We start from the raw sequence: 25555 nt of genomic DNA, 5'->3' as shown, positions 1-25555 counted from the left end.
TTCAAATGAAGAACATTCCTCATCAATTTGTTCAAATAGAAAAATTCTACCGAGCTTTAAGAACAGTAAAAGATCTTATCGAGGAAGAAATTCCGTTGAAAGACGAAAATTTAGGAGAAAGATTGCTAAGAAATCAAATTATTTTCCCGAATACACCAGGACAGTCAATTGAGGATTATCTTGCGGAACAAGATGAAAAAACACCAGCAAATAGGGGTTATTATACAGCAGGTCGAGAAACAAGACGATTCTTTGAACTTTTAGGATTATTAACTGTAGCTGATGATAAATCAGCCTATTTAAGTCCATCTGCCATCTCGATTTTAACTACCGAATCTGAAATTATAAGATTGTCATTATGGCGGGATTCCATTTTGCGAATGGGAGTTGAGGGTAATGATGGAGAAGTTAGCAATCCTTATAGAATTTTATTGAGATTGGTTCAAGATAATCCTGGTTTAGAAACAAAAAAACTAATGTTGGCATTAGACGCTGAAAACAATTCAATAGAAGAATACCAAAGGATATTAACTCTTTCACAATTATCGTTTGATGAAATTCTTGCTAATTTAAATATTACAATTCATAAGGCAAGAAATGCAGTTAAAATACTGCCTTCACTAGCAGAACAATTGGGAGATATAGAAAGACGAGGAAATAATACTTTCCCAATTGGACAAATAGTAATAACAGAAGATGAAATTTCTACCGAAATTCCAACTGGAGCAACGAATCAAGATGGTGTTCCATATTCACAATTTAGGTCTGTGACATCTGAAACTATTGCAATAGACCCCATTTTTAATACTATTTCAACTGTAAATATTGATTACACAGAATCAATTAGGATTCGCCAACAACGTTTAGCTGAACATCAGGAAATAGTAAGACAATTAGGGTTGTTTTGCGAGGAGAGAGGTTTTTCACTTTACGAAGGAAAATTTGATTGTTTGTCAACATTGGAAGAAACGGCTTTGGTGTTTGAAGTGAAAACCATTTTAAGTTCAATGTCTGACCAAGAGAAACAGACTATAAAAGGAGTTGGACAGCTTAAATATTATAAATTTTCAATTGTAAATAGGCAAATGGGATTCGAGGATATAAAGGAGTTTTTAGTCTATTCTCAAAAACCACAAATTAGTTTAATTGAGTTCTGTACAACCGAAAGCATTAAAATTATTTGGTTACAAGATGGAGTATTCAAAATTTATGACTCTGAAACGAATGAGGATATAGATTTTGACCCACTAACCTTTTTATGAAAATCCTACGCTTGAAGCCATACACATTTGCAATTCACACAAGGCAACGAACGTATAAGCCAAAAATTGCAAAAGAGTATGGCTTCACCAATGCTCGACCAAAAAACCGAAAATCGGGGCAGCCTGTAACAAGGGTTTGGCGAAATGGCGGGTTAAGTGCAAAATTCAACGTCAGTAATTCTATCACCGCATAAGCCATTTTTATTTCCTTTTTTGTAATTTAGCAAATAGAAAATGGCTTATGCTACTGTGGTGCCAAATTGAAAGTTTGTGCTTCTATTTCCGCCACTATCGCCAAGCCCCGAACCGTTAGCTGTGATTATTCTCAAAAACCAGCGAATAAAATGGACTTTATAAAGCAAAATGAACAACTTTAAAATACAAGAATTTCCACCAGAAGTAATTAAAGAATTAAACTATTATGTTTACAGATTAATTGACCCCCGAAATGGAGATACTTTTTACATAGGAAAAGGTCAAGGTAACAGAATATTTGAACACCTCAAATGCTCTATATCAGAAGACGATGACGAAGAAACATTCGACTTAAAATATCAAAGAATTAGAGAGATTATGAGAAGTGGTCTTGATGTAATTCATATTATTCATCGACACGGATTAGATAGTGCAACAGCATTTCACGTTGAAGCAGCACTATTGGACGCATTCCCTGGTACAGCCAATAAAGTCGGAGGACATTATAGCAATGACATAGGTCCTATGAATGCTTACGAAATTCTAACAAGATATAAAGCAGAAACTGCTGAATTAAAGCATAAAATTATTCTAATAAATATAAATAGAACTGTAAATGATAGAGATATTTATAATGCAGTTAGATTTGCTTGGAAACTTGACGTTGAACGAGCCGAAAAAGCGGAATATGTTTTAGCTTTAGAAAAAGGAATTATTGTAGGAGTTTTCAAACCTTTACAGTGGAACTTAGCAAGAAAACAATATTTTCCTGAATTTGAAAATCACACAAACAAAAGATATGGTTTTGTAGGAGAAGAAGCTGATAAAAATATACAAAAACTTTATCTACGAAAAAGAGTTCCCGAAAATTATAGAAAAAAAGGAGCTTCTAATCCCGTAAAATATACTTATAAAAAATAACCACAGCTAACAAGGGTTTTACTTCGTACAGTTCGCTGCGCTCGGGTGGCGAAATGGCGGGTGAAGTGCAAAACTCAACGTTAGTAATTCTATCACCGCATAAGCCATTTTTATTTCCTTTTTTTGTAATTTAGTAAATAGAAAATGGCTTATGCTACTGTGGTGCTAAATTGAAAGTACGTGCTTCTATTTCCGCCACTATCGCCAAGCCCGAGCCGTTAGCAGTAAGCCTAAAACGACACTACTTAAATGACACATATACTTTCAGAAATTACGGTAACAAATTTTAAGTCTATCTCAAACGAGACATTTGAGTTATCAGATTTCACACCACTTGTTGGCTATAACAATGCTGGAAAATCCAATATTTTAGCAGCTATAAAATGGTTATTAAGAAAAACTTCACTATCAGATACTGACTTTAATGACATTGCTCAACCTGTTGAAATGGAAGGATGTATTTCTGGTATTACGACAGCTATTTTGGCTCAGCTACCAACTAACCAACAAACAGCAATCACACCGTTTTTAATTACGGATTCTTTATTTATCAAAAGAGTTCAACTAACACCAAATGTTGGACTTCACGGTCTTTTTTATCGAAAAGTCCAGCATTACACATCTGAAAATTGAAATCTTGCTGTATAAACAGATGATATATTTCATGGCCAATTGTAAAATTTTGTCTACCCACTGGCAATGCTGAGTTGATGAGCATAAATAAACTTTCGTTGGCTTTTAACGCCATACCCGAAAAATCACTTTCTAAAGGTTTGTAAACCGTTAGTACCCCTAGAGTTAGTAATAATTTTTCTAAATCTAACGAGGTCTCTGTACCTAATCCTAATTCTCTTCGGAATTTATTAGCTCTGGCTTCTAATATTTTTTCATTACTTGCCATTGTACAAACGATTTATTTTAATGTAATTTTTTACAATTTTACCAAAATCTGAAAGTTTTTCCATATCCTTTTCAGTAACAGCATCTTTTCTAAATGCAAAAACAACTTCTGCCATAGCTTCTTCTACTGTTTCACTAAAAAACACGGATAGCTCAACACCAAATAAATTGGATAGTTTTTCTAATACATCTAAAGAAACCTCTCTTTCATTATTTTCATAAAAGCTGATCATTTCTCTTTTAACATCTAGAAAACCAGCTAGTTTTTCTTGCGTGTAGCCGTAGCGCTCACGTAATCCTTTAATTACTAAACCTGTTGTTGCTTCCATGATTTTTCGTTTTTGGGTAATTTTTGTCGTTATTATCGAACCTAAATTCTTGTTACAATGTACGTAATTTTTTAAAATTACTTAAAAATGTACAAAAATGATGTAAAAATAAATAATGCTTTTTTAATTATAACTGTGGGAATGTTATTTGAAATTTGTGAAAGTAAAGGTAAGTTCCGATGTAATATTTACATGTTAGAAATATTTAATTTCACTTGTATTAGTACTTTTATATTAGAGTGAGTTTAAACAATAAATTTCATACAGCTCTTTTTCTTCTATTTCAGGTTCATTTTGCAATTCTTCAATTGAAGTATTATTCTCCATTTCAGCAGCATCTCCATCATTAATAGCATTTACTCCTTCATCACTTGTAGGCACTATAGGCTCAGTTAAAACTACTATTCTATATCTAGGATTAAATTGAGTTTGATTATTATTCCCACTGTTTTTCATAGTATTCATAAATGGTTTTATCCAATTATCAATATCTGCAAAAACATCTTCTTTTTTCTTAAGATTTAATTTTTGTATAAAATCATCTGTTGCATCAATTCCAAATAATTTATAGCATTTACGAATTACATCATTGTCTGTAACAATTGGTTCAGTTACCGGACTAGGACCCTCAGGTTTTTTTTGTACATCTCCTTCATCGTCTCGATTGAAATTTTGAAATAATTTATAAAAAGGTATCGCCATACTTGGGTGCAAATGAGAGAATTTTACTGTTTTTTCAAGGCTACCCACATTATTTAGGTTAAGAACAGAACATCCATAATACTCCTCTTTCTCATTTAACCCTTTAATAGTTTTGCAATTAGAAGTAAAGTTATATAATAGATAAAGAGGTAAATAGCTTCCCAGCTTCTCTGCATATTTCGTTAGAAGATCACCCTGTATTCCTTTGGAATTACCATGGTGAAACGATATATAACTACCATCTTTACTATCTGCATCTGGCGTTACTTTTTTTGCTTGGATAGGTATTCTAATGTAATAATTTCCAATTGGAAAATCTAAAAGTAAGTCAGAGCCGTTCGTATCTTCATTCACAGATTCATAAATTTTTACCAGATGTAAAGTATTTTCATCAGCAAATTTATGAAGTTCATATACAAGATTCTCTGTTAAAGTAACTTCCCCTATTCTTAGTTTTCCATAATCTTTATTCTGGTGCACAAAGCCTATTCTGTTATATGTATCTATAGATACATACTTAATTAGATTAACAGCAGAATGGTATTTAATTGCATCTATTTTATACTCTTTATGTGAAATCATATTTGTACGTGTTTTTTTATTGTAGATTAAAATAATCTGTTCGTTTTTAATAATAAACTTTTATATATTCATAAGCACGTTGAAACAATAATTCTTTTTTGTGTAATTGATACTTTAATAAAGCTTTTCTCAGTGATTTTTGTATTTCTCTTTCACCAGCTACAGAAAGCTGTCACCTAGGAAAACAAACCATACTGAACATTATAGCCAATGCCATATTGTAAATATCTATTTAAAAAACAAACTTTACTTCTTCCCTTTTAAAGCTATCTTTGTCATCCTAAAAAAATAAAGAGATGAGTACAACATGGTACGAATGTAAAGTAAAATATAGAAAGTTAGATGAAACTGGAAAACAAAAGGTAGTTACGGAACCCTATTTGGTTGATGCTTTATCTTATACAGAAGCTGAAAAAAGAATAAATGAGGAAATGAAAGCTTTTATTAGCGAAGAATTTAAAATCACCAACATTACAATGGCGAATTATGCAGAAATTCATCCATTTGAAAATGCAGATCGTTGGTTTAAATCTAAAATTTCGTTGTTGGCTTACGATGAAGAAAGTGGTAAAGAAAGAAAAACTAATTTTTATTTACTGATACAAGCTAATAACGTAAAAGAAGCTTTTGATAATACTATGATTATCATGAAAAAAACAATGGGTGACTATACCATTCCTGCTATATCAGAATCAGCGATTATAGATGTTTTTCCTTATTTTAGTGGTGAAGAAGGTGCTACAGAAAAAATGGAACGATTCAATACCTTAAAAAATGCAACTTTAGAAAACGATCAGTGGGAAGAAAATAAAGAAGCCGCATTGATTGATGCGTTAGAGGTTTAAAAAATAATAACCGGTTTTTTAAATCTATTTACCACCTAAATTAAGATTCTATTATCTCGAGTCTTAGTCAAGTAGGAGTTTCATAAAAGAACAGCCTTCCGTCAAAAGAAGGTTGGTCTTATCTTACCACAGCTACTAGTTCGGATAAATTACTTCTATTATTACTTAATTCTACTGCGTTTATTTTAAAAGCTAAATCATAGATTCTTTGTTCTTGTTTTATGTGCTAAATTTAAGATTTTAGTCTTAACTTAAACTGAACGCTAAGTTAGCATATCCTCTTACAGCTTCATGATTTAAAAGGACTGTATGAATAACAACTCTAGCTAACATTGTATTTTATTGCATACAGTTTGCTTTGCTCGGGTGGCAAAATGCGGGGTTAAATGTATAATAGAAAGATTTGAAATATTTAGCCACCGCTATTTTTCAATTCCACTAAATTTTTGTAAGTTCGTTTCATGGAAAAAATATCGGCTCCGTTTGGTCTGAACTTGAACATTCGTTCAAATTCAGCCCGCACTTCGCCAATACTTTTTCCGTTATGGGAAATACTTAAAGAAAACCGTAATACAAATACTATATGCCGAACACAGGAGATTCATTTATTACTAAATTAAAACAAGCCCATTTAGAATGGGGAGAGCACAGACATACTAATTCAAGAGGAATTGTCATCGGAGAAGGATATTTACAGATTCCTGCTGATAAAGCTTATTCTTTAGAAATTACAAATGACAAAGCTATCAATATCAGACCTCAAGAATATACATTTTCTACTTCAGATGGTTTTTTCACAAATCAGACCTTGAAAGCTTCAGGTAACCAAAGCAGAGAAGAATATGCAAAACAATTTCACGGCTCAGGTAATCTTCAGTTACTTGGTGATTGGTTTGCTCATATAGATGCTCAAATTGATGATGAGATTTTGATTGAATTTATCAGCCCAACTGAAATATTACTTACAAAAATTTAAGAGTGTTCTACACTCTTTTTTTGTATCTTGCAACATTAATAAGTAAGCTAAAAGAGAATGTTGATAAAAGAGAAAATAAGCATTGAGGAATTTGATGACAAAAGTTATCAAATTAAGCTTGTTGAACCTTTAAAAGAAGAAAAAGCCGTATTAACTCATTATCTACATAACATACATAATGGTCTTTCAAAATATTATAAAAAAGAAGCTCTTAATATTTTGAAAAATTACGTAGAATATAAAAATGAAAATAATATTTCTGTTGTAGAAGAAGAAGCTCTACAACAACTTTTATTTGAAGTTGAAAATGTACCATTTCCAACTCCCGAAAATTATACTTTCAAATTTATAGACCTATTTGCTGGAATTGGTGGTTTTAGAATCGCAATGCAAAACGTTGGTGGCAAATGTGTTTATACAAGTGAATGGAATAAAGACGCTCAAAAAACATATCGTGAAAACTTTGGAGAGTTTCCATTTGGAGATATTACAAAAGAATCAATAAAAAACTACATTCCAAAAGAATTTGATGTTTTGTGTGCTGGTTTTCCATGTCAGGCATTTTCAATTGCGGGACTTAGAAAAGGATTTTCAGACACAAGGGGAACATTATTTTTTGATTTGGAACAAATCATAGAAAAACACAAACCAAAAGTTGTGTTTTTAGAAAACGTAAAAAATTTAGTTTCTCACGACAAAGGAAAAACATTTAAAGTAATTCTTGAAATTTTAGAAGAAAAATTGGAATACAAAGTGTTTCATAAAGTATTAAACACAATGACTCACGCAAATGTTCCGCAAAATAGAGAAAGAATTTTTGTAGTTGCATTTGACCCAAATCAAGTTCCAAATTATGCCAATTTCCAATTTCCAGAAGAAATTAAATTGACAAAAACAATTCACGATATTTTGGATAAAGAGAAGCAAGAAGATAAATATTATTATCCTGAAACTCATCAATATTATCCTGAACTTGTCAAAACTATGACAAGCAAAGACACTGTTTACCAATGGCGTAGAGTTTATGTAAGAGAAAATAAAAGCAATGTATGCCCTACTTTAACCGCTAATATGGGTTCAGGTGGACATAATGTACCATTGATAAAAGATGATTTTGGAATTAGAAAATTAACTCCAAAAGAATGTTTTGCTTTTCAAGGTTATCCGATGGATAAATATTTCTTACCTTCTCTTGCAAATAGTAAACTTTATATGCAAGCAGGTAACTCTGTAACAACACCATTAATCGAGAGAATTAGTAACGAAATTATAAAAGTATTATAATGAGTATTTGGGAACAATATTATCCTGAACAACGAGAAGAATATATAAAGTTTTTACAGGTTTACGGAGCTTTATCTAATTTATTTCGTCAAAAGCAGGGAGATATGATTCCATATCTTGATTCAAAATTTCAAGAAACTGTATTTGCGAAAATATTCAATAGCCAGAATGTAGATATTGGAAATACGCCACACGATGTTTTATCTGTATTTGGAAATGACCGTATTGGTATTGGTTTAAAAACTTGGATGGGTAGCAAACCGTCTTTCCAAAAAGTAATGCAATTAAAACGCTATCAAACAGAAATAAATACGTTATATGGCGATTGGGATGCCATGGCCAATAGAATCTCTAGCATAAAAAATGATCGTCTAAAAAGTGATTACGAACGTTTAGGGTTACATGAGAATACAAATATCTATCATTACGTAACAAGAGATAAAGGTATATTTACTATTCACGAATGTGCCTACCCCTTAATAGATTTATCTACAATAAACATCACAGATGTTACTAGTTCATCATTATCTTGGACAGATAACCAAAAAGAATACAAATTTACCTTTGGCGATTCCCAAATATGGCAAAAGTTTGATGCCAGAAAACAAGATACCCTAATACTTAACCAATTTGACGTAAAAATTATTGAAGATCCTTTTGAGTTTTTATTGAAAGCTTATTTTAATTTGATTGATACTGTAAAAGAAGAAACTATTGATGTAGAAGAGGTATATTTACCACTCTATTCTTACCAAAGTAAGGAAGTTGAAGAAAAATCGGGATTAAATGCTTGGAATGCTGCACCTAAAAACAAAAATTCGGACGCACCTAGACCTTTAAATGAAGTATATATACCTATACCAAGGGAGTTTCATAAAAAATATCCTAATTTCTTTATAGATGATATTTTCGAATTTGAAAAATATAGAGATGCATACGTTGGGGATAAAAATAATAAACCCGAAGTAAGATTTCATCTGACTTTACCTAATGGAAAACGCATACCTGCATTGGTTACCCAAAGTAACATGAAAGGTTTACAATCGGGAAGTAATACTGAACACGATGAAAAAGGTAAGCGTTACGGACAATCTGCATTAGGACAGTGGTTGTTAGTAGATGTACTTGGATTAAAAGACCGCCAGCCTGTTACACGTGATTGGCTTATACAAAAAGGAACTGATTCAGTTCGACTATGGAGAAATAAAAGGGATTACACTACTATCAATATTGACTTTGCACCTATTGGTGCATTTGAAGCCTTTATGAATGGAGAGCCAATACCTGAAGATATTGAAAATATTTTATAAAAAACACTCTTTTTATAAAACAACAAATAAAATTTTAAAACCAATATATTTAATAAGCTGTTTTCGTGATTGATATTAAGTCTTTAATATCTGATCTAGCGTTACTACAAAAGGTTTTCCTGCTTTTGAATAAGGAGTACCCGTAAGGTTTATATATTCTTGAAACTCTTTAAAATTTACTTCCAGGTTTTCCCAATCGTAACAAGGTTCTATGGTTACCATTAAATAATCAGGTTGCGAAGGATTGTCATAATTTAAACTTATTAATTTATCTTTAGAATATACTTTAGGCCCTTTACTTGTAATTTTAAATAATTTAGAAGCTTTTTCCTTACCGTTTTCTCGTAATAGCAAATACTTTGCATGCACAACTTCAGGGCTAAATTCTAATGAACCTACATTATCATTCATTCTGAAATTATACAAGCCTTTTGAAATACACCAATCTAAATGCTTTTGTGATTTAGCATAGCCAACTAAAACATACGTTTGTAATACATCTATTTTTGCTTTTTCTAATTCAGTTGGAATTGGTTTAAGAGATTTACCGTATTTTAAACGCGGTTCTTTTAAAATTTGATTTGATACATTGGTAATACGTTCTCTTTGAGTGGTTCTATCTGCTAAATGAAGAATTACCTGATCTAAAAATTTACTTAAACCACTTATACCCGTATTGTATTTTGAAGGATTAATTGTAAAAGCACCTAAACCTGGTAAAACCTCATGAAAACCATCAAAACGTTTTTCTACATTACCAGGATATAGAATATAGGCACCCCCCGTACGACGAATGGCATCTTTGTAAGTGTGCATTTTAAGAATATCGATATTTTTAAAGGTTCCTTTACGTTCTCTTTCATCGATTCGATTTATTACGCTTTCCTCATCACTTTGTGTATATTGCTCTTGAATGTTTTGAATTTTATATTTTGCATCAAAATGAATGTGCGTAATAACGTCTTCTTTTTCGGCCTCAGTCTCTGTAAATGAACTTGGCCAAATACTAAGCGTATAATCAGGTCGTAATGTAGTAGTAATACTACCTGCTTTACCTGAAGTATAATCACTTCCACCCTTAAACGTTCTGTTATAACTAAATCTTATGGTTAAGTTACGAGATTCAAAATTTGTTTCGCCTTTTATAACTAATTCTTTACCCGATTTTAGTTTTAAGGACAATCCCGCTTCATCCATCTCAAACAAATGATCAAAATTTTGATTTTGATATGCTTGTAGATTGAATTTTTGAATGATTAAATCGTACAATTGAAAAAACAACCAATATTCATACAAAGTTGCAATATCTCTTTTTCCTGCTTCGTATACCTCTTCTCCACCCTGCCATATTAATTTGGAAGCTAAATGAAACTGCAACCAACGATTTAATACCTCGCGATACCCACTTCGCTTTTGTAATAAGGGGCTATTTAATTTTAAAGTTGTTGCTGCTGAAATTTCATTAAAAAACGAATACGATAAATACCCATTTATTTTCTCTATTAATTGGCTGCTTTCATTATAAGCATATTGAAAACTATTATTATGGGCAAAAATAGCCTGGCAGTCTTCAACAAAATTTAAAAATACACCTAAAACATGTTTAATAAAGCGATTTTCTGATGTATCAACACTTTCAACCCTAGTAGTAGATTGAATTGAAGTTGGAATACTATGTAAACCAACATCACGTAAATAAGCTAGATTAGAACTATCTATGCGATTGGACGCATTTACCAATTGTTTTGCAACCCCACAATTTACTCGTTTGATTTGAGATGTTTTTATTGACGTTTCTACTGAATTCCACATTGCGGAAGGATTGGAAATGATGCGAAGAATTGCTTCTTCAAAATCGGCCGTATCTAAAAAAGATTTAACAAAACAAAAGCGTTGGTACAACGTTTTTGTATCTGTAGTATAATCAATTGCTATTGTTTGTGTAACAGGCGTGTTGATTTGCATCATTAAATCGGTACATTTATCGGTAATGTCTTCTAACATTTTACGATAATTTTCGCGGTATGACGCATCTTCCTTTTTATTAAATTTTGTTGCAATTACTTCTAAAACAAGTGGAAAAACTTGTTTACTTTCTATATTACTAATTTGTAATTGTAATTGGCCTACATAAATATTTGGCGTAATACGACCTCTGTACGGATGACGATTAGAAGGAATTACAAGTCCGTTTATTCTTGTTTGTAACTGGTAGTTTGCTTTATTTTTACCCTCAAATTCAAACTCGTAGCTATGCCCTTCAAACAACTGAAAGGCACTTTCATTAAATTGCGCTGCAACACTATTTTCTATTTGACGTATACGAGATTGCTGCTCTGGAGCAATTTCCAAAGTTAAGCCTTCCTCTATATGATCTAAATTAAATTTTAATAGTTGTTGATTAAGCTTCTGCATAACTTGTAAAACCGTTAGTTAAAGCATTATAATACATACGCTTTAATTTATTGAAAGAAACTTTGTATTTGATATTACTTTCTGCAATTTCTTCTAATTTAGCTATGTTGAAATTATTTGCATCTTCTAAACATAAGATCATTAAAGCCTCTAACGATTTTACAATTTTAGAACGTGACCCATGTAATTTAGGTAGTAATTTTTGCATTACGGCAAAATCTACTTTATTGTTTGTACTTAAAGTAGCATCTATTTTAGCAAACTGAGCAAACAGCAGATGCATTTCAAGAGCGGAACGATACCCGAACTCTGCTCCAATAGTTTTTAGCTCTTTAAAAAAACGTATTAAAGTTGTATTTAGTTCTGCATTAGGAGCTGTTTCTTTTTCTTGCATTAAAGCAAGAAAACTTGATGCCATTGAACTACCTTGGCTTATCAACTGTGTTAAATCAACTTCCAGTGGATTTGAAAGGAAATGATTTAAATCTTCTTCATCTAATCTAAATTCAATAACATTAGCACGATCTAATACTTTAGGACTGAACATATAGGTTGTTTCATCTATATTTACAGTACCAATAATAAACAGATTTTTAGGCCAAGAAATAGTTTGCGGAATATCTTCTGCCTTGGTAGATTCTCTATTTGAACCTGTATATAACTTTATTGAATCTTCTGATTCCATAATACTTAAGAAATCTGCAAAATAACGCTCAACATGTGATAAATTCATTTCATCTAAAACCAAAAAGTAAGGTTTGTCTTGGTTTTCTGGCTTAGAAGATTTTATCATCAACTCTAAAACACCATTATCTGGCGTAACATATTCTAACTTATCTAACCCATTTGGATAACCTAAAAGAGGTTCGCGATTAATCCAATCTGCACCAACCGGTACAATTTTATATTGTTCCTCGCTTTCACAAATCCATTGAATAAAAGACTGTGCTAACTTGGTTTTACCAGAACCAGATAATCCTGTAAGTATAACAAATGGTTTTGTAATTAATGATGTAACAAAGCGTTTTACTAACTTATCGTTGAACTGGAGATTAGCTTTAGAGAGGGAATCTGAAAAAGTATGAATATTAAATAGAATATTTTCAAAATCTATTTTTTGAAGTTTAACATCTAATATGCCATACTTCTCTTGTAAAAATCTGATATAATTCTTCGAACCTAATACTGCTGAAGGGGCTCCTTTCGATGTTGAAAAATTAAAATCAGACCACAATTTATTTGACTTATTTCTAATATTAGACAGTTTATTTTCAATTTGACTTTTTACGTCTTTTTCATCAATCTTAAACATTAAACCATTAAAAAAAGTTTCATCAATAAAGTTTAAATATTGATAATTTACAAGCCCTTCATAAGATTTTAAGAAATTTTCAGGTAAGAAGAACCATTTAACAAATTCATTTATTAGAGGTTTTGTATGTTTATTATTTGATGATTTAAGTTTTATCAAATCTAATTTTGAATCATTTATAAATAAATTATTTAAATTTTGTGCAAAACCCATATCATTTAAAGCTGCAAATGTATAATATGCATCATTAAAATTCAGAAGTCTGATAGCTTGATTAGGGGCTTGCTTTGTTTCTGGTCCAATACTTCCAACATTTTTCAACTGAGGATATGGATAAAAATCATCTTTAGTTATTGATTTATCAAAAAGTGTTAATATTTCTACATCAATTGAATAAGACTTACCTTCAATATCAAAAGGAGCATTAATAACTTTAGCTATTGCTCTTAAACCATTTTCATATTCTATTTCTTTTTTACTACTATCGCCACTGATAATATAGTAAATAATATCATTTACCTCAACTTCATCTTTATACCAAGTTAAACCATTTACTCTTAAAAATTGTTCATTATGTAGTAAAGCTATTATTGACTTTTGATCATTAGTTTTGATTGAGAAATATTTCATTTAATTTTTATTAAAAATTGGCAAAGATAACATAGTGTCAAATTTACTTAAAAATTAACTATTTAGACTTCTTTATTAATTAAAGAGTCAGCCTACTTAAAAGACAAGCAAAAAAATTAAATAATTTTGATATTGCAACAGAAATATTTGGAAATGATTTAATGCTAATTGATACATCACTTCTGCAAAGTATTGCAAACAGTTTATTGTTGGTTTTTACATCTCAACTATCAAAAAGTGTAGATTTAATTGATGAAATTATCCAAAAAAAACTTTATGATTTAACAAATTCTCCTCCATTTTATATGTATCAATTTAAACGATTTATTACACCTATTGCACTAGGTATGATGTTTTGTATAGAATAATCAATTGGATGTAACTGGTGAATATTTGGTTGAAAAAGAGATTGGTACTTTGCAAACTTTTTACACAATAACCTATAGAGATGATTACGTCTAGGTTATATATTTTTATAGGCTTATCAGAATTTGCAATGTGCAAAATTTGCACATTGCTTTCTTTAATTAATTCACCTTCTGTAAAATATTTCGAATATGTTTAGTAATAACTGAACGATCTTTTTGAAACAACTCAGCCATCTGAGCTTGAGTTAGCCAAACGGTTTCATTTTCAAGATGGGTTTCTATTTTCGGTAGTCCGTCTTCCGTTTGATATATAATGATGTTACTTTCTTGTTTCGTAATTAAAACTTTAGAATATCTGCTAATAAACCATCACCCTGCTCTTCTAAAGCCAATAAATATTTGGTAATATCCTCTAAAGCGCATAAAGGTGTATGACTACATCAAGTATTTTCATCTACTTGTGAGACATCGCATCAAGTACGATGTGACAGGACGCTTATGTAGTTGATGTGTTAAACTGGTGAATCGTTGAACTAATAATGGAGTTCTAAAGGGAAATATTTGTAGGACTGCCTTTTTAATCTTCTTTTTTGTACTTTAGTTTTAAAATAGGAATTGGGTATTTATTTGTTATTGATTACCTTTTAAATACGTTAATATTACCATAAAAATCATTTTAATATTTTACAGAATGTGGTTTGAACAACTAACTGGTTTTAAGGAAGTATCTTCTGAAAATGTACGAAAAAAAATGGCTGTAATAGGTGATGAATTGGTTATACCAGAGTCTGCTAAAAAGTGGATGTATGGTTCATTAGAAATACCAACATTACATGAATTGAGACAACAAAATAGTATTGAAACTTATACCGATGCTCTTAAAGTAGAAGAAATTGTAGCTAATGTACAAGATTTGCATTGTGCTGTTGAAAATACAAATGCATTGTTTCAGGTTGCATCGCAATTTAATTTACTAGAAATGGTACATCCAGGTATAAATCCTGAATTAGGTATTGATAGGTACGAGCATGATTTTACGCAAGGTCCTGCTTGTGCCATAGCATGTGGTGCTGCAACTATTTATAGGAATTATTTTGTAGAGGTAAATGGACAGGTAGGACAAACGGAACAAAACCAGATTGATTGCTTGGATTTAATTGGTGATGCTTTAGATAATAATACATTGCACTTATGGACAATGAAAAATGGGTACGCCTTACTAACTGAGCAAGGGCTTTGACTATTAACAAAAAAATTGCCCAAATGACCTACAATGAAAGAGAATACTTAAAAAGTCTTTTAAAAGTAGGCATTCAGTGGCATACTGAAGTAACTTTAGCCCCAACTAAGCATAAGGTTTCACAAATATTTTGTTCTGCTTTACCTGTAGGTTATAGCAGTATTGATTTTTACTATTGGGAAGCTTTTTCATGAGTTGTATTAGAAGCTTTGTACGAAGCAACGCTATATGCAGGCTTGGATAATATGAAAAAAAACAATTGTAATGTGGTGTATTTAACTTTAGTTGGTGGTGGCGCCTTTGGCAATCAAGAATACTGGATATTAGAATCGATGATAAAAGCTCTTACTAAATTTAAAAAGGTTCCGTTAGATGTTAAAGTTGTTAGTTATGGTAAAACAAATGATTGTTTAACAGATTGTTTGGATCGTTTTAAGTTGAATCGTTGAAACGCCCCTAACCCCCGAAGGGGGAATTAGTAACGAAGCTGAATAGCTGTTTGGTTGTAGGTTCTATGTTTTAAGGTGATGTGTTTAACTGATGAACTGTTGAATTGAGTGACGATGCAGCATAGTGAAGTCGTTTTGGTTTTATTAAAAAAACTCACTCAACTTTGTAAGGATACAAAGTAGCAAACACAAACAGATCTTAATTTGTCTATTCATTCAAAATGTACTACTGCGCAGTGTTCATGAGAACAAAAACAAAATAGAAACGCTCGAGTAAAAATCCTTTTTCTTAATCTTGCCGCGGCCTGAAGTCGGTTAAATTACGTTTTACAAACTACCGAATCGAATCGTAGCAGAGCTACCCGATTCGTTTACGCTTGTTGCAACGATTTAACATTCGATTACATGCCAATGGCGCAATTGTATTACTTGTAAATAATTGGATTTAGTGTTGAATTGGACTTCGACGCAGCTCAGCCACGTAGTCACGAGTAACGAAGTGAAATGGCTGTTTGTTGTAGGTTTTATGTTTTATGTTGAACTTATGATGAAGTTATAGAGAGAAATAACTATAAGGTTAAATAGTAACGAAGTAATAACTTTCACGTACAAAACTTGCAAAGATGAAGGCCTTCATGTTTTAGTACGCTTGAATTAATACTTCTGAAGGAATATGAAGTTTTTGAGTTAACAAACGTATCATTTCTAAAGATAGCTTTCTCTTTCTATTTAAAATTTCACTTGCTCTACTTTTTAAGCCTATCATTTCAGCTAAATCATTTTGTGTGTACCCCATTTGTTCCATTCTAAATTTAATAGCTTCAATAGGATCTGGTAAATCAATAGGAAAGTGTTCTTTTTCATATTTCTCAATTAACATACCCAAAATCTCTAATTCATCACTTTCTTCAGTTCCTGGCAAAGCATCAAAAATTGCCTCTAGTCTTTCTAAAGCTGCTTGATAATCTTGTTCTGTTTTTATAGGTCTCAATTTCATAATTTAAATGGTATGCGCATTAATTTTATCATATTCTGCGTGGGTTCCTATAAAGCGAATCCACATCATTTGATGCAGAAAATTTATTTTAACAATCAATCGATAATGATTACCTTTTATATTAAAACATATTCTATTATCTTCTAATATACTTGCACTAGGATATTCTGCCTTTAACTCGTTAACATTTTTCCAGGTTGCTTTTTCTGCCTCTTGATACCATGCTTTTAGTTGTTGCTCACTATCTGCATGTTTTATCCAAAAAACACGTAATGTTTTTATTGCTATTACTCTCAATTGAAATAGTTTATACAAAGTTACAAATAATTTCCCGAATTGGGAACTTTTTATGTGTTTAATTAATTTATTGAAAAGCAACCTGCCTTCGAGAACCTCAGGCAATGTATCGAAGTGAAATGGTGGTTTGGTTGTAGGTTCTGTGTTTATTTGTTGAACTGGTGAAAAGCCCCCTAGCCCCCGAAGGGGAATTAGTGACGAAGTGAAATGGTTATTTGGTTCTATGTTGATGTGTTGAACTGATGTTAAAGTTATAAAGAGCTCTAGGTATAAGGTTAGATGCTATCTTTCGGGATAAAACGATTGTGGTAACGGCTAACACTCCAAGCCGTTTCCCACTTCTTTCACTACTTTTTCCAAACGTTTTTTCATTTGTTTTAACTGTTTGATTTTCGTGTCGATTTCCTTAATCTTTTCCGAAAACAATTTGTGGAGCTCTTTCTCTTTGAGTGTTCCTCCAAACCAACTTTCCAGCATTTTCTTTATTTCTGCCAACGTAAAACCAACTTCCTTGGCTTCTGCAATAATTTGAATTCGCTCAATTACACTTTCATCATAATTTTTGTAGTTGTTGGTCTTCACATTCTCATCCGCAGTTCCTTGGATCAATCCCAAATTTTCGTAGTAACGCAAAGTATGTATCGTTACTCCTGTTTTCTTTGATAATTCGTTTATTAACATTCTGTTTCTGTATTGTTGAAAAAAATATTTTAAGTATAGACCATACTCTACACTTGTTAGTTACAAAAGTATCGGTTAATTTTACACCAACAAAATAAAATCATTAAAAAAATAAATGGTTAGAATTAAAAAAATACTGAAACGAATGACAATAATAATAGTAAGCATTTTGGTTCTTATTGGGATTGCGGCCTTCTTTGTTCTGCAACAACCACAATTTGGAAAAGCACCTAGTGGGGAACGTTTGGAGCGAATAAAACAATCGCCCAATTACAAAGACGGAAAATTTCAAAACCGATTTCATACTCCAATGCTTCCCGAAGGCTACACAATGGCAGGCGAAGTTTACCGAACATTTTTTAAGAAAAATCCACGTAAATTTCCCACTGACAGTATTCCGTCTGTAAAAACAGATTTGCTCAATCTTTCGAAAAATGAAAATGTATTGATTTGGTTTGGGCATTCGTCTTATTTTATGCAAATTGACGGAAAGCGTTTTTTGATTGACCCTGATTTAAGTGGTTCGGCTTCGCCTTTGCCATTCGGTGCATCGGCATTTAAAGGAACAGATATATACACGGCTGACGACATTCCCGAAATTGATTATTTACTCATTTCTCATGATCATTTTGACCATGTAGATTATAAAACTTTAATGGCTTTGAAGCCGAAAATCAAAAATATTATTTGCGGTTTGGGAGTAGGCGAACACTTTGAATATTGGGGTTTTGACGTCCAAAAAATCATTGAAAAAGATTGGGACGAAACCGTAAATATTGACGAAAATTATTTTATTCATACGGCAACTGCTAAACACGGTTCGGGCAGATTTAAAACAACTGATAATACCTTATGGATGTCATTTATTATTGAAGCCCCAACATTCAAGGTTTACATAGGTGGCGATAGCGGTTATGGTATTCATTTTGCGGAAATTGGTAAGAAATTTGGCTCTTTTGATTTAGCAATTTTAGACAACGGACAATACGGACAAGAAGAATTTGCTACTATTCATATGTCGCCAAAATTTGCTTTACAAGCTACAAAAGACCTTAACGCAAAAAGATTATTTCCTGTTCACTCTTCCAAATTTGTATTATCTCGACACCCATGGGATGAGCCTTTGGTAAGAATTACGAAATTGAGTAAAGAAACACAAACACCTTTGGTAACACCAATGATTGGAGAGACTGTTTACCTAAACGATAGCTCTCAAACATTTACAGAATGGTGGAAAGGAATAAATTAAAAATTAGTAACAAACAATAAATTGAATAAATGGAAAATAAAACAATCCTAATAACTGGAAGTACAGACGGTATAGGAAAGATAACCGCAACCGAATTGGCAAAGCAAGGAAACACCGTAATTGTTCACGGACGAAACAAAGCGAAAGCCGAAAAAGTTTGCGAAGAAATTAAAGCAACAACAGGCAACAACAAGGTAGATTACATCATTGCTGATTTACTTTCGTTGGCTGACATCAAACGAATGAGCGAGGAATTTAAAACCAAATATGACCACTTGGACGTTTTGATAAACAATGCAGGTGCTTTTTTTGGGAAAGTTAAGGAAACCACAAATGAAGGCTTTGAAAAAACAATTACACTCAATTTGTTTGCTCCGTTTTTACTGACACAGTTACTTTTACCGACATTGGAAAAAAGTCGTTCGGCAAGAATAATTAACCTATATTCTGCCATGCACAAAAACGGTGGAAAACCCGATTTCAACAACTTTCAATCTGAAAAAGTGTATGCAACAAACAAGGCTTACGGACTTTCAAAATTGTATTTGATTTGGACAACGTAACATTTAGCCAAGCTTTTAAAAGAAAAAGGAATTAACAATGTTACCGTAAACGCTTGCCACCCTGGAGCTGTGGCAACTAATTTTGGACAAGCTACAGACAAAGGCTTTGTAAAAAATATGATTTTTAAATTGGCCTTGTATGTAATGCCTAAACCCGAATTTGGCGCAAGAACAAGTATCTATTTGGCTACAGCACCCGAAATGGAAAACGTATCAGGCAAGTTCTTTGGCAACAAGAAAAATGAAGAAACACCAAGCCAAAAATATTATTCAGTTGAAAACGAGCAAATTGTTTGGGACTATTGTATGGAAACCGTGAAGCCGTACCTAAACTAACAGACCGAATTGATATAAAGGGTTTTACTTTGTACAGTTCGCTACGTTCGGGTGGCGAAACCTAACGAAGTGGTTCGACGAAGTCAAATGTAGGATTAGTGCTAATTGAACTTCTGGCCTATTTATCCGCCAAAAGCTGTTTGTTTTTATTTTTTTATTAAATTTATCAAAAGGTTTACAGCTTTGGCTCAGTTTCTGCCTAAATTGAACTTTCGCTCAATTCAACCCCGCACTTCGCCAAGTGCCGGAACGTTAACGGTAATTTTCCCAAGACATACCTAAACAAAAAATAAAATGAAACAAATAATGACCTTTCTCGTCATCACTTTTATAAGTTATGGAACATGCGCACAATCTGTAATTGTAAATGCTGATGGAACTCATTCAACTGTAATTGACAACGGAACAACCAAGACAATTGTAAATGCTGATGGAACTCATTCAACTGTAATTGACAATGGAACAACCAAGACAATTGTAAATGCTGATGGAACTCATTCAACTGTAATTGACAACGGAACAACCAAGACAATTGTAAATGCTGATGGAGCTCATTCAACTGTAATTGACAACGGAACAACCAAAACAATTGTAAATGCTGATGGAACTCATTCAACTGTAATTGACAACGGAACAACAATGACAATCGTAAATCCAAATGGATCTCATTCAACTGTTAAAAAGAAAAAGAGAAAAAACCATCGCTAACAAGGGGTTGACTTTACACAGTTCGCTTCTATTGGATAGTAAAACCTAACGAAGTGGTTCAACGAAGTCAAATACGGATGAAGTACTTCATATGAAACTTTTCGCAAATTTGAATATTTGTGCTTCGTATCTAAGGTAGTGTTAAAAATCTGCTCACTAGGAAAGTCCCGAACCGTTATGTGCCATCTTATAAAACTGTGTTCCATAATAAAATTTCGACAACATGAAAAATGAATATTCAATAGAATTAATACAAATGGAAGAACATGATTTACATGTAAGAGAAAAATTATTAAAAGAAAATAAACTCACTTCTGGCTATGATTTGGAAATGGAAAATGTGCATCAATCAAATGCCAAACGATTAAGAGAAATTATTGATAAAATAGGATTCCCCACAATTTCTAAAGTTGGCAGAAAAGCAAGTGATGCAGCTTGGTTAATTATACAGCATGCCATTTCTGAACCAAATTTCATGGAAATCTCATACAAATTAATGCTAGAAAATCAGACCGATATAAATCTGAAAAACATTGCTTTTTTACATGATAGAATTCAATTCTTTAAAGGAAAACCACAAAAATTTGGTACACAATTAAATTCAGATGGAACAATTTATCCAGTAGAAAGTAAAGAAAACCTAAATAATGAAAGAGAAAAATACAATTTATCTAAATTATCTGATCTAGAAATTGAAAAAATTCCGAACATTGACAAAATAGAACAACTTGAAAATGAAAACCATGAGTATATTTTATGGCGACAAAAAGTTGGATGGAAATAAACACTTCCATTAACATTGTATTTACTTAATACTGTTCGCTACGCTCGGGTGGTAAAACCTAATGAAGTGGTTCAACGAAGTCTAATGCGGATGAAGTGCTTCATATGAAACTTTTCGCAAATTTGAATATTTGTACTTCGTATCTAAGGTAGTGTTAAAAATCTGCTCACTAGGAAAGTCCCGAACCGTTATAGAACCACCCTCACAAAATCAAAGCCTAGAATTTTTAACGCTATGAAAACAACATAAGTTGTCAAAAATTTGCATATTGTTGTCGTGTATACTATATTTGAAACAACAATTAAAAGTCATTAAATAATGAGACGATTAGAATTTGTATCTCTTCAAGTTAGAGATTTAGACAAATCAAAAGAATTTTATTCTACAAAATTGGGTTTCGAAACCCTAGAAATGAATAACACTGAAGCTGTTGTTTTTAAATATAATAAAGGCGAAGCAAGTTTTGCGATAAGAAAACCGATTGGAAACATCGAAAACAAAGAACTGGGAAATGGGGTTTCGCTTTGGTTTGCCATTGACGGAAGCATCGAAAGCTTAAGAGAAGATTTTGTACAAAAAAATCTGACAATTTTAGGAGCGATTAACCAAACTCCATTTGGAAAAACATTATTGGTAAAAGATCCCGATGGTTATGTAATTACTTTCATGGAACCAAATTATTAAAGCTATGAAAACGAGAACAACCAAATACTGGGTTATTGTAGCATCTAAAGACCACGTAAAAACGGGCATTGCAGAAGGAATTGCGCAAGCCTGTCACGGAAAAGCATCCCCATTAAAAAGAATGCAGAGAGGTGATGGTGTAATTTATTATTCGGGGAAACAAAGCTTTGGAAAAGCTGAAAAATGCCAAGAATTTACGGCTATCGGTACAGTAAAAGATGATGAAGTATATCCGTTTCAAATGACAGAAGATTTTTGTCCGTTTAGAAGAAATATTGATTTTTTGAAAAGTTGTGATGTTTCAATAATTCCATTAATCAACGAGTTGGATTTTATCCAAAACAAAGAAAGTTGGGGTTATCCTTTTCGTTTTGGTTTCTTTGAAATTAACAAACACGATTTTGACCTAATTTCATCACAAATGTTAGAGCAAGAATATGTCAGATAAAATTGAATTTATTTTTAAAACACCTGAAAAAAGTCCAGGGTTTTTATTAGCTCAGCTTACTTTACTATGGCAACGTAAGCAAAAAAAAGTGTTAGACCCATTAGATTTGACGCAAACACAGTTTATTTTGCTGGCTTCTATTGCATGGTTAACTAATAAAAGTGACAATGTAACACAGGTGGAAATTGCCAATCTGAATAACTTCGACCGAATGATGGTATCCAAAGTTTTGCGAACAATGCAAGAAAAAAAATTAATTACCCGAAAGGAACACGGAACTGATACCAGAGCAAAAATTGTAAAACTTACCACAAACGGAGAAAAGGTTTTACAAATCGCTCTTACAAAAGTTGAAAATGCGGATATTGAATTTTTTGAAAGCATCGACAAACAACTTCCAGACTTTAATTTGAGTATGAAAAAACTAATTGAAACAAATAAAGAAATATAAAAAACACTTCCGTTAACATTGTATTTACTTAGTACTGTTTGCTTTTGCTCGGGTTCTAAAACCTAATGAAGTGGTTCGACGAAATCTAATGCGGGTTAATCTATAATAGTAAAATTTACACTTTGCTACTTTTATCTTTATTTATTCTTTCCTATTGATATTAATAACCTATCTGTTTTGTATAATTTTTTTGTTTAACTCACTTTAATGAAATCAAGTATATAGAAGTAGTTTTACGAAACTTTTGTATTTTTAAATTTTACTAGTTAACTATGTTACCTTTAAACGTAAAGCGAAATACCTTGAACAAAAAACATACATTTATGAAAACACTTGTTTTCTTAATTTTTACTTTCATTTTTTTTAATGTTCATTGTTATGGACAGAAAGAATCAAATCAAAAAGTTGAAAAAATTTACCTTGACAAAAATGATAAAACAAAAAACTGTTACACGATCATTTATCCCTCAAAACTTCCTTGGAAAGGGTATGTTTTTTTAATTCCAGGGTTTGGGGAAACAGCAGAAAATGTTTTACAACAAACCAACTTGCCAAACGAATTAGCCCAAAATGGTTTTTTGACTGTTATTCCTACTTTTCAAGATGGTGTTTTGTCTTTTGGAGTTGATAATTTGAGTCAAGAAACCTTTTATAAAATTCTTAAAGATGTAACTTCTAAGCACAAGCTCATTGACCAAAATTTTTATGTTGGTGGATTTTCTATTGGTGGAAGTGCTGCCATAAAATATGCTGAAAATCCATTAGTTAAACCAACAGCTGTTTTTGCGATAGACCCGCCGCTTGATTTTGAAAGATTTTATAATTCTGCAAAAAGAGACATTAGACTTTCAAAAAACGGAGAGGCAAATCAAGAAAACATTTACATGATAGAAAGACTTGAGAAAGAAACAGGTGGAAATCCAACAACGAATCTTACGGAATATTATAAACTTTCACCATACTCATTTTCAGACGCCTCTCAAACAGCAATTAAAAAACTGGAAAATATGCCCATAAGAATTTACACCGAGCCTGATATAAATTGGTGGTTGAAAGAACGTGGAGCAGACTTTACAAATATGAATGCTACGGAATGTTCGGCAATGATTAATGAACTTAACAAGTTAGGAAATGAAAATGCACTATTAATTACAACAGAAAATAAAGGTTTTAGAAAATATGAAAATAAACGACATCCGCATTCTTGGAGTATTGTAGATAATGAAGAACTAATAAATTGGTTATTAGAACAAAAATAACGCCTACAGGTAACACTCTCTATTTACTTCATACAGTTCTAGTTACTATGGTGGTAAAACCTAACGAAGTGGTTTGACGAAGTCAAATAATAAGATTACACTTCTACACTCCTCAGTGCCGGAATGTAAAGTAGAAATATTTATCCGCCACTGCTTTGATTTTATTATTTTTTATTTGTTTCGAGGGCTTATGTTTCATATTGTTTTTTTCTTTAGCTTTAACAATCTGAAAAGCATCGGCTTCGCTTGGTCTGAACTTGAAAATTAGTTCAAATTAAGCCCGCAATTGGCTTCTCCAAATTTTCAATTTGACTTTCGGCGATTTTGCGAATTGGCTACGCCGAATTTTCGATTTGGCTTCCGCCGAACCTAAAGGTATGCCTTTGGCGATTTTACGAATTAGCTAATACTTTTTCCATTAGCTGTAATTCTAAAAAAAACCGTAAAATATGAAACTTAAAATCTTTCTATCAATTATAATTAGTTTGACCACATATTATCTTTCTGCACAAAATTAAAATACCGAATTTGTTGTATGTAATAAAGTTAAATATTCTATAGATGATTATCAGTTAAAACAAAAATACGGTGAACTACCGCAACCTACCATTAATTCAAAATTTATTGGTGGAATTGACGAATTAAAAAAATACTTTGTAGAAAATGACACCTTTGAGCCTCATAAAATAATCTTTGAGGAGTATTTTGATATTGCTAGAAAAAATGTTTACCACCCTTGACATAAGGTTGTCATAAGCAGATTTTAAGTTTGCAACGAAATCAAAATAATAACGATAATGAAACACTTTCAGCATTTAATTTTTCTTGCAGTAACGCTATGCTCATTCATGGCTCAATCACAAAAACAAACAAATACATCAAAAACAATGAACAATCAAACCATTCAGAGATTTTACGTAATCGGAATTTCGACAAGAACAACAAATGAAAATGGACAATCTGCAAAGGACATCGAAACTTTGTGGGGCAAATTTTGGGGTGAAGAAATTCAAAAACAAATTCCGAATAAAGTGAGTGATGAAATTTATGCTGTTTATACTGATTATGAAACAGATTTCACAGGAGCTTATACCACCATTGTAGGATTGCCAGTAAGTTCACTAGAAAATATTCCCAAAGGATTTGTTGGCATAACAATTGAAACTGCGGAATACCAAAAGTTTGTTTCCAAAGGAAAAATGCCAGAAGCAGTTTTCAATACTTGGTTAGAAATTTGGGGAAATAAAGAGTTGAATACAAAACGAGCCTACCAAGCAGACTTTACGATTCACGAAAAAAAATACTACGATGGCGACAATGCCGAAGTTGAAACATTTATTTCTGTAAAACAGTAAGACTGAAAAGGCACATACGGCTA

Annotated in this window: 28 protein-coding genes and 1 pseudogene; 21 read left to right on the top strand and 8 right to left on the bottom strand. The window is 32.0% G+C overall.

Translation table 11 applies throughout. The features are described from left to right. The first annotated feature begins 5 nt into the window (after positions 1-5). The 3 genes from H1R17_RS10950 to H1R17_RS10940 all read left to right on the top strand — a co-directional run bounded on the left by H1R17_RS10950 (position 6) and on the right by H1R17_RS10940 (position 3011). Positions 6-1262 carry a hypothetical protein gene (locus tag H1R17_RS10950; RefSeq protein ID WP_163431129.1) on the top strand — a complete coding sequence of 419 codons (1257 nt, stop codon included), beginning with the start codon at positions 6-8 and terminating at the stop codon, positions 1260-1262. A 363-nt stretch (positions 1263-1625) separates the two neighbouring features. After that, entirely contained in the window at positions 1626-2378 is a 753-nt protein-coding gene (locus H1R17_RS10945; RefSeq protein ID WP_163431128.1) for a hypothetical protein, read from the top strand. A gap of 249 nt (positions 2379-2627) precedes the next feature. Further along, complete coding sequence (locus H1R17_RS10940) at positions 2628-3011, top strand: AAA family ATPase (protein ID WP_163431127.1); 384 nt, start codon at positions 2628-2630, stop codon at positions 3009-3011. On the opposite strand, the gene H1R17_RS14280 is transcribed toward H1R17_RS10940, so the two are convergent. The 3 genes from H1R17_RS14280 to H1R17_RS10925 all read right to left on the bottom strand — a co-directional run bounded on the left by H1R17_RS14280 (position 2929) and on the right by H1R17_RS10925 (position 4891). Next, a complete protein-coding gene (locus H1R17_RS14280; protein WP_163431126.1) occupies positions 2929-3279 on the bottom strand; it encodes an ImmA/IrrE family metallo-endopeptidase in 351 nt (116 codons plus the stop codon). The genes H1R17_RS10940 and H1R17_RS14280 overlap by 83 nt on opposite strands. Continuing rightward, positions 3269-3607, bottom strand: coding sequence for a helix-turn-helix domain-containing protein (locus tag H1R17_RS10930; RefSeq protein WP_163431125.1), 339 nt, complete (start codon positions 3605-3607; stop codon positions 3269-3271). The genes H1R17_RS14280 and H1R17_RS10930 overlap by 11 nt, the downstream gene beginning before the upstream one ends. 234 nt (positions 3608-3841) lie before the next feature. Beyond that, a complete protein-coding gene (locus tag H1R17_RS10925; RefSeq protein WP_163431124.1) occupies positions 3842-4891 on the bottom strand; it encodes a DUF6615 family protein in 1050 nt (349 codons plus the stop codon). A gap of 296 nt (positions 4892-5187) precedes the next feature. Here H1R17_RS10925 and H1R17_RS10920 point away from each other — a divergent pair, with 296 nt between their 5' ends. The 4 genes from H1R17_RS10920 (at position 5188) to H1R17_RS10905 (ending at position 9306) form a co-directional block, all read left to right on the top strand. Beyond that, complete coding sequence (locus tag H1R17_RS10920; RefSeq protein WP_163431123.1) at positions 5188-5736, top strand: DUF4494 domain-containing protein; 549 nt, start codon at positions 5188-5190, stop codon at positions 5734-5736. Positions 5737-6319: 583 nt separating this feature from the next. Continuing rightward, entirely contained in the window at positions 6320-6712 is a 393-nt protein-coding gene (locus H1R17_RS10915) for a hypothetical protein (RefSeq protein ID WP_163431122.1), read from the top strand. A gap of 57 nt (positions 6713-6769) precedes the next feature. Further along, positions 6770-7996, top strand: coding sequence for a DNA cytosine methyltransferase (locus H1R17_RS10910; RefSeq protein ID WP_163431121.1), 1227 nt, complete (start codon positions 6770-6772; stop codon positions 7994-7996). A gap of 104 nt (positions 7997-8100) precedes the next feature. Next, positions 8101-9306, top strand: a complete 1206-nt coding sequence (locus tag H1R17_RS10905; RefSeq protein ID WP_255489027.1) for a restriction endonuclease PLD domain-containing protein — start codon at positions 8101-8103, stop codon at positions 9304-9306. Between the two features lie 75 nt (positions 9307-9381). On the opposite strand, the gene H1R17_RS10900 is transcribed toward H1R17_RS10905, so the two are convergent. Both H1R17_RS10900 and H1R17_RS10895 read right to left on the bottom strand, forming a co-directional pair. Beyond that, positions 9382-11721 carry a DUF2357 domain-containing protein gene (locus tag H1R17_RS10900; protein WP_163431119.1) on the bottom strand — a complete coding sequence of 780 codons (2340 nt, stop codon included), beginning with the start codon at positions 11719-11721 and terminating at the stop codon, positions 9382-9384. Continuing rightward, the gene (locus H1R17_RS10895; protein WP_163431118.1) at positions 11708-13663 is read right to left on the bottom strand and encodes an McrB family protein; all 1956 of its coding nucleotides are present in this window, start codon (positions 13661-13663) and stop codon (positions 11708-11710) included. The genes H1R17_RS10900 and H1R17_RS10895 overlap by 14 nt, the downstream gene beginning before the upstream one ends. Before the next feature lie 95 nt (positions 13664-13758). On the opposite strand from H1R17_RS10895, the pseudogene H1R17_RS14275 reads away from it, so the two are divergent. The 4 genes and pseudogenes from H1R17_RS14275 to H1R17_RS14175 all read left to right on the top strand — a co-directional run. After that, positions 13759-14031: pseudogene (locus H1R17_RS14275) on the top strand (HpaII family restriction endonuclease); the annotation flags it as partial. A gap of 691 nt (positions 14032-14722) precedes the next feature. After that, positions 14723-15271, top strand: a complete 549-nt coding sequence (locus H1R17_RS14185) for a hypothetical protein (RefSeq protein ID WP_205600656.1) — start codon at positions 14723-14725, stop codon at positions 15269-15271. 23 nt (positions 15272-15294) lie between these two features. Further along, the gene (locus tag H1R17_RS14180) at positions 15295-15465 is read left to right on the top strand and encodes a hypothetical protein (protein WP_205600655.1); all 171 of its coding nucleotides are present in this window, start codon (positions 15295-15297) and stop codon (positions 15463-15465) included. 51 nt (positions 15466-15516) lie between these two features. After that, complete coding sequence (locus tag H1R17_RS14175) at positions 15517-15720, top strand: hypothetical protein (protein ID WP_205600654.1); 204 nt, start codon at positions 15517-15519, stop codon at positions 15718-15720. A gap of 640 nt (positions 15721-16360) precedes the next feature. On the opposite strand, the gene H1R17_RS10880 is transcribed toward H1R17_RS14175, so the two are convergent. The 3 genes from H1R17_RS10880 to H1R17_RS10870 form a co-directional block, all read right to left on the bottom strand. Then, positions 16361-16717, bottom strand: coding sequence for a type II toxin-antitoxin system HigA family antitoxin (locus H1R17_RS10880; RefSeq protein WP_163431117.1), 357 nt, complete (start codon positions 16715-16717; stop codon positions 16361-16363). A gap of 3 nt (positions 16718-16720) precedes the next feature. Beyond that, positions 16721-17014, bottom strand: a complete 294-nt coding sequence (locus tag H1R17_RS10875) for a type II toxin-antitoxin system HigB family toxin (RefSeq protein ID WP_163431116.1) — start codon at positions 17012-17014, stop codon at positions 16721-16723. A gap of 315 nt (positions 17015-17329) precedes the next feature. Then, the gene (locus tag H1R17_RS10870) at positions 17330-17695 is read right to left on the bottom strand and encodes a MerR family transcriptional regulator (protein WP_163431115.1); all 366 of its coding nucleotides are present in this window, start codon (positions 17693-17695) and stop codon (positions 17330-17332) included. A 145-nt stretch (positions 17696-17840) separates the two neighbouring features. Between H1R17_RS10870 and H1R17_RS10865 the strand changes: the two genes are divergently transcribed. From H1R17_RS10865 to H1R17_RS10825, 10 genes are all read left to right on the top strand, one after another. Further along, positions 17841-18944, top strand: coding sequence for an MBL fold metallo-hydrolase (locus H1R17_RS10865; protein ID WP_205600653.1), 1104 nt, complete (start codon positions 17841-17843; stop codon positions 18942-18944). Between the two features lie 29 nt (positions 18945-18973). Next, positions 18974-19507 (top strand): SDR family NAD(P)-dependent oxidoreductase, encoded by a 534-nt coding sequence (locus tag H1R17_RS14170; protein WP_205600652.1) that lies wholly within the window; start codon positions 18974-18976, stop codon positions 19505-19507. Between the two features lie 117 nt (positions 19508-19624). Next, positions 19625-19843: a hypothetical protein gene (locus H1R17_RS14165; RefSeq protein ID WP_220185297.1), complete on the top strand. Its 219-nt coding sequence runs from the start codon at positions 19625-19627 to the stop codon at positions 19841-19843. A 294-nt stretch (positions 19844-20137) separates the two neighbouring features. Further along, positions 20138-20551, top strand: a complete 414-nt coding sequence (locus H1R17_RS10855; protein WP_163431113.1) for a hypothetical protein — start codon at positions 20138-20140, stop codon at positions 20549-20551. 223 nt (positions 20552-20774) lie between these two features. After that, positions 20775-21335 carry a DUF6624 domain-containing protein gene (locus H1R17_RS10850; RefSeq protein ID WP_163431112.1) on the top strand — a complete coding sequence of 187 codons (561 nt, stop codon included), beginning with the start codon at positions 20775-20777 and terminating at the stop codon, positions 21333-21335. 318 nt (positions 21336-21653) lie between these two features. Next, entirely contained in the window at positions 21654-22019 is a 366-nt protein-coding gene (locus H1R17_RS10845) for a VOC family protein (protein WP_163431111.1), read from the top strand. 4 nt (positions 22020-22023) lie between these two features. Continuing rightward, the gene (locus H1R17_RS10840; RefSeq protein WP_163431110.1) at positions 22024-22467 is read left to right on the top strand and encodes an EVE domain-containing protein; all 444 of its coding nucleotides are present in this window, start codon (positions 22024-22026) and stop codon (positions 22465-22467) included. Beyond that, positions 22457-22918, top strand: a complete 462-nt coding sequence (locus tag H1R17_RS10835) for a MarR family winged helix-turn-helix transcriptional regulator (protein ID WP_163431109.1) — start codon at positions 22457-22459, stop codon at positions 22916-22918. The genes H1R17_RS10840 and H1R17_RS10835 overlap by 11 nt, the downstream gene beginning before the upstream one ends. 323 nt (positions 22919-23241) lie before the next feature. Continuing rightward, on the top strand, positions 23242-24177 hold the full coding sequence (locus H1R17_RS10830) for an alpha/beta hydrolase (protein ID WP_240453322.1): 936 nt from the start codon (positions 23242-23244) through the stop codon (positions 24175-24177). Positions 24178-24974: 797 nt separating this feature from the next. Next, positions 24975-25532, top strand: coding sequence for a GyrI-like domain-containing protein (locus H1R17_RS10825; RefSeq protein WP_163431108.1), 558 nt, complete (start codon positions 24975-24977; stop codon positions 25530-25532). Positions 25533-25555 lie beyond the last annotated feature (23 nt).

Source organism: Flavobacterium sp. xlx-214, assembly GCF_013874595.1.
GTDB lineage: Bacteria > Bacteroidota > Bacteroidia > Flavobacteriales > Flavobacteriaceae > Flavobacterium.
This window is presented reverse-complemented; position numbering and strand designations above follow the sequence as displayed.

Coding starts and splice junctions, on each gene's coding strand:
- H1R17_RS10940 (WP_163431127.1), top strand. CDS start 2,628: ATGACACATATACTTTCAGAAATTACGGTAACAAATTTTAAGTCTATC.
- H1R17_RS10870 (WP_163431115.1), bottom strand. CDS start 17,695: ATGTTAATAAACGAATTATCAAAGAAAACAGGAGTAACGATACATACT.
- H1R17_RS10905 (WP_255489027.1), top strand. CDS start 8,101: ATGATTCCATATCTTGATTCAAAATTTCAAGAAACTGTATTTGCGAAA.
- H1R17_RS14185 (WP_205600656.1), top strand. CDS start 14,723: ATGTGGTTTGAACAACTAACTGGTTTTAAGGAAGTATCTTCTGAAAAT.
- H1R17_RS10850 (WP_163431112.1), top strand. CDS start 20,775: ATGAAAAATGAATATTCAATAGAATTAATACAAATGGAAGAACATGAT.
- H1R17_RS14165 (WP_220185297.1), top strand. CDS start 19,625: ATGATTTTTAAATTGGCCTTGTATGTAATGCCTAAACCCGAATTTGGC.
- H1R17_RS10950 (WP_163431129.1), top strand. CDS start 6: ATGAAGAACATTCCTCATCAATTTGTTCAAATAGAAAAATTCTACCGA.
- H1R17_RS10840 (WP_163431110.1), top strand. CDS start 22,024: ATGAAAACGAGAACAACCAAATACTGGGTTATTGTAGCATCTAAAGAC.
- H1R17_RS10855 (WP_163431113.1), top strand. CDS start 20,138: ATGAAACAAATAATGACCTTTCTCGTCATCACTTTTATAAGTTATGGA.
- H1R17_RS10930 (WP_163431125.1), bottom strand. CDS start 3,607: ATGGAAGCAACAACAGGTTTAGTAATTAAAGGATTACGTGAGCGCTAC.
- H1R17_RS10830 (WP_240453322.1), top strand. CDS start 23,242: ATGAAAACACTTGTTTTCTTAATTTTTACTTTCATTTTTTTTAATGTT.
- H1R17_RS10825 (WP_163431108.1), top strand. CDS start 24,975: ATGAAACACTTTCAGCATTTAATTTTTCTTGCAGTAACGCTATGCTCA.
- H1R17_RS10900 (WP_163431119.1), bottom strand. CDS start 11,721: ATGCAGAAGCTTAATCAACAACTATTAAAATTTAATTTAGATCATATA.
- H1R17_RS14170 (WP_205600652.1), top strand. CDS start 18,974: ATGGAAAATAAAACAATCCTAATAACTGGAAGTACAGACGGTATAGGA.
- H1R17_RS14280 (WP_163431126.1), bottom strand. CDS start 3,279: ATGGCAAGTAATGAAAAAATATTAGAAGCCAGAGCTAATAAATTCCGA.
- H1R17_RS10910 (WP_163431121.1), top strand. CDS start 6,770: ATGTTGATAAAAGAGAAAATAAGCATTGAGGAATTTGATGACAAAAGT.
- H1R17_RS14180 (WP_205600655.1), top strand. CDS start 15,295: ATGACCTACAATGAAAGAGAATACTTAAAAAGTCTTTTAAAAGTAGGC.
- H1R17_RS10845 (WP_163431111.1), top strand. CDS start 21,654: ATGAGACGATTAGAATTTGTATCTCTTCAAGTTAGAGATTTAGACAAA.
- H1R17_RS10835 (WP_163431109.1), top strand. CDS start 22,457: ATGTCAGATAAAATTGAATTTATTTTTAAAACACCTGAAAAAAGTCCA.
- H1R17_RS10925 (WP_163431124.1), bottom strand. CDS start 4,891: ATGATTTCACATAAAGAGTATAAAATAGATGCAATTAAATACCATTCT.
- H1R17_RS10945 (WP_163431128.1), top strand. CDS start 1,626: ATGAACAACTTTAAAATACAAGAATTTCCACCAGAAGTAATTAAAGAA.
- H1R17_RS10865 (WP_205600653.1), top strand. CDS start 17,841: ATGACAATAATAATAGTAAGCATTTTGGTTCTTATTGGGATTGCGGCC.
- H1R17_RS14175 (WP_205600654.1), top strand. CDS start 15,517: ATGAAAAAAAACAATTGTAATGTGGTGTATTTAACTTTAGTTGGTGGT.
- H1R17_RS10895 (WP_163431118.1), bottom strand. CDS start 13,663: ATGAAATATTTCTCAATCAAAACTAATGATCAAAAGTCAATAATAGCT.
- H1R17_RS10920 (WP_163431123.1), top strand. CDS start 5,188: ATGAGTACAACATGGTACGAATGTAAAGTAAAATATAGAAAGTTAGAT.
- H1R17_RS10915 (WP_163431122.1), top strand. CDS start 6,320: ATGCCGAACACAGGAGATTCATTTATTACTAAATTAAAACAAGCCCAT.
- H1R17_RS10880 (WP_163431117.1), bottom strand. CDS start 16,717: ATGAAATTGAGACCTATAAAAACAGAACAAGATTATCAAGCAGCTTTA.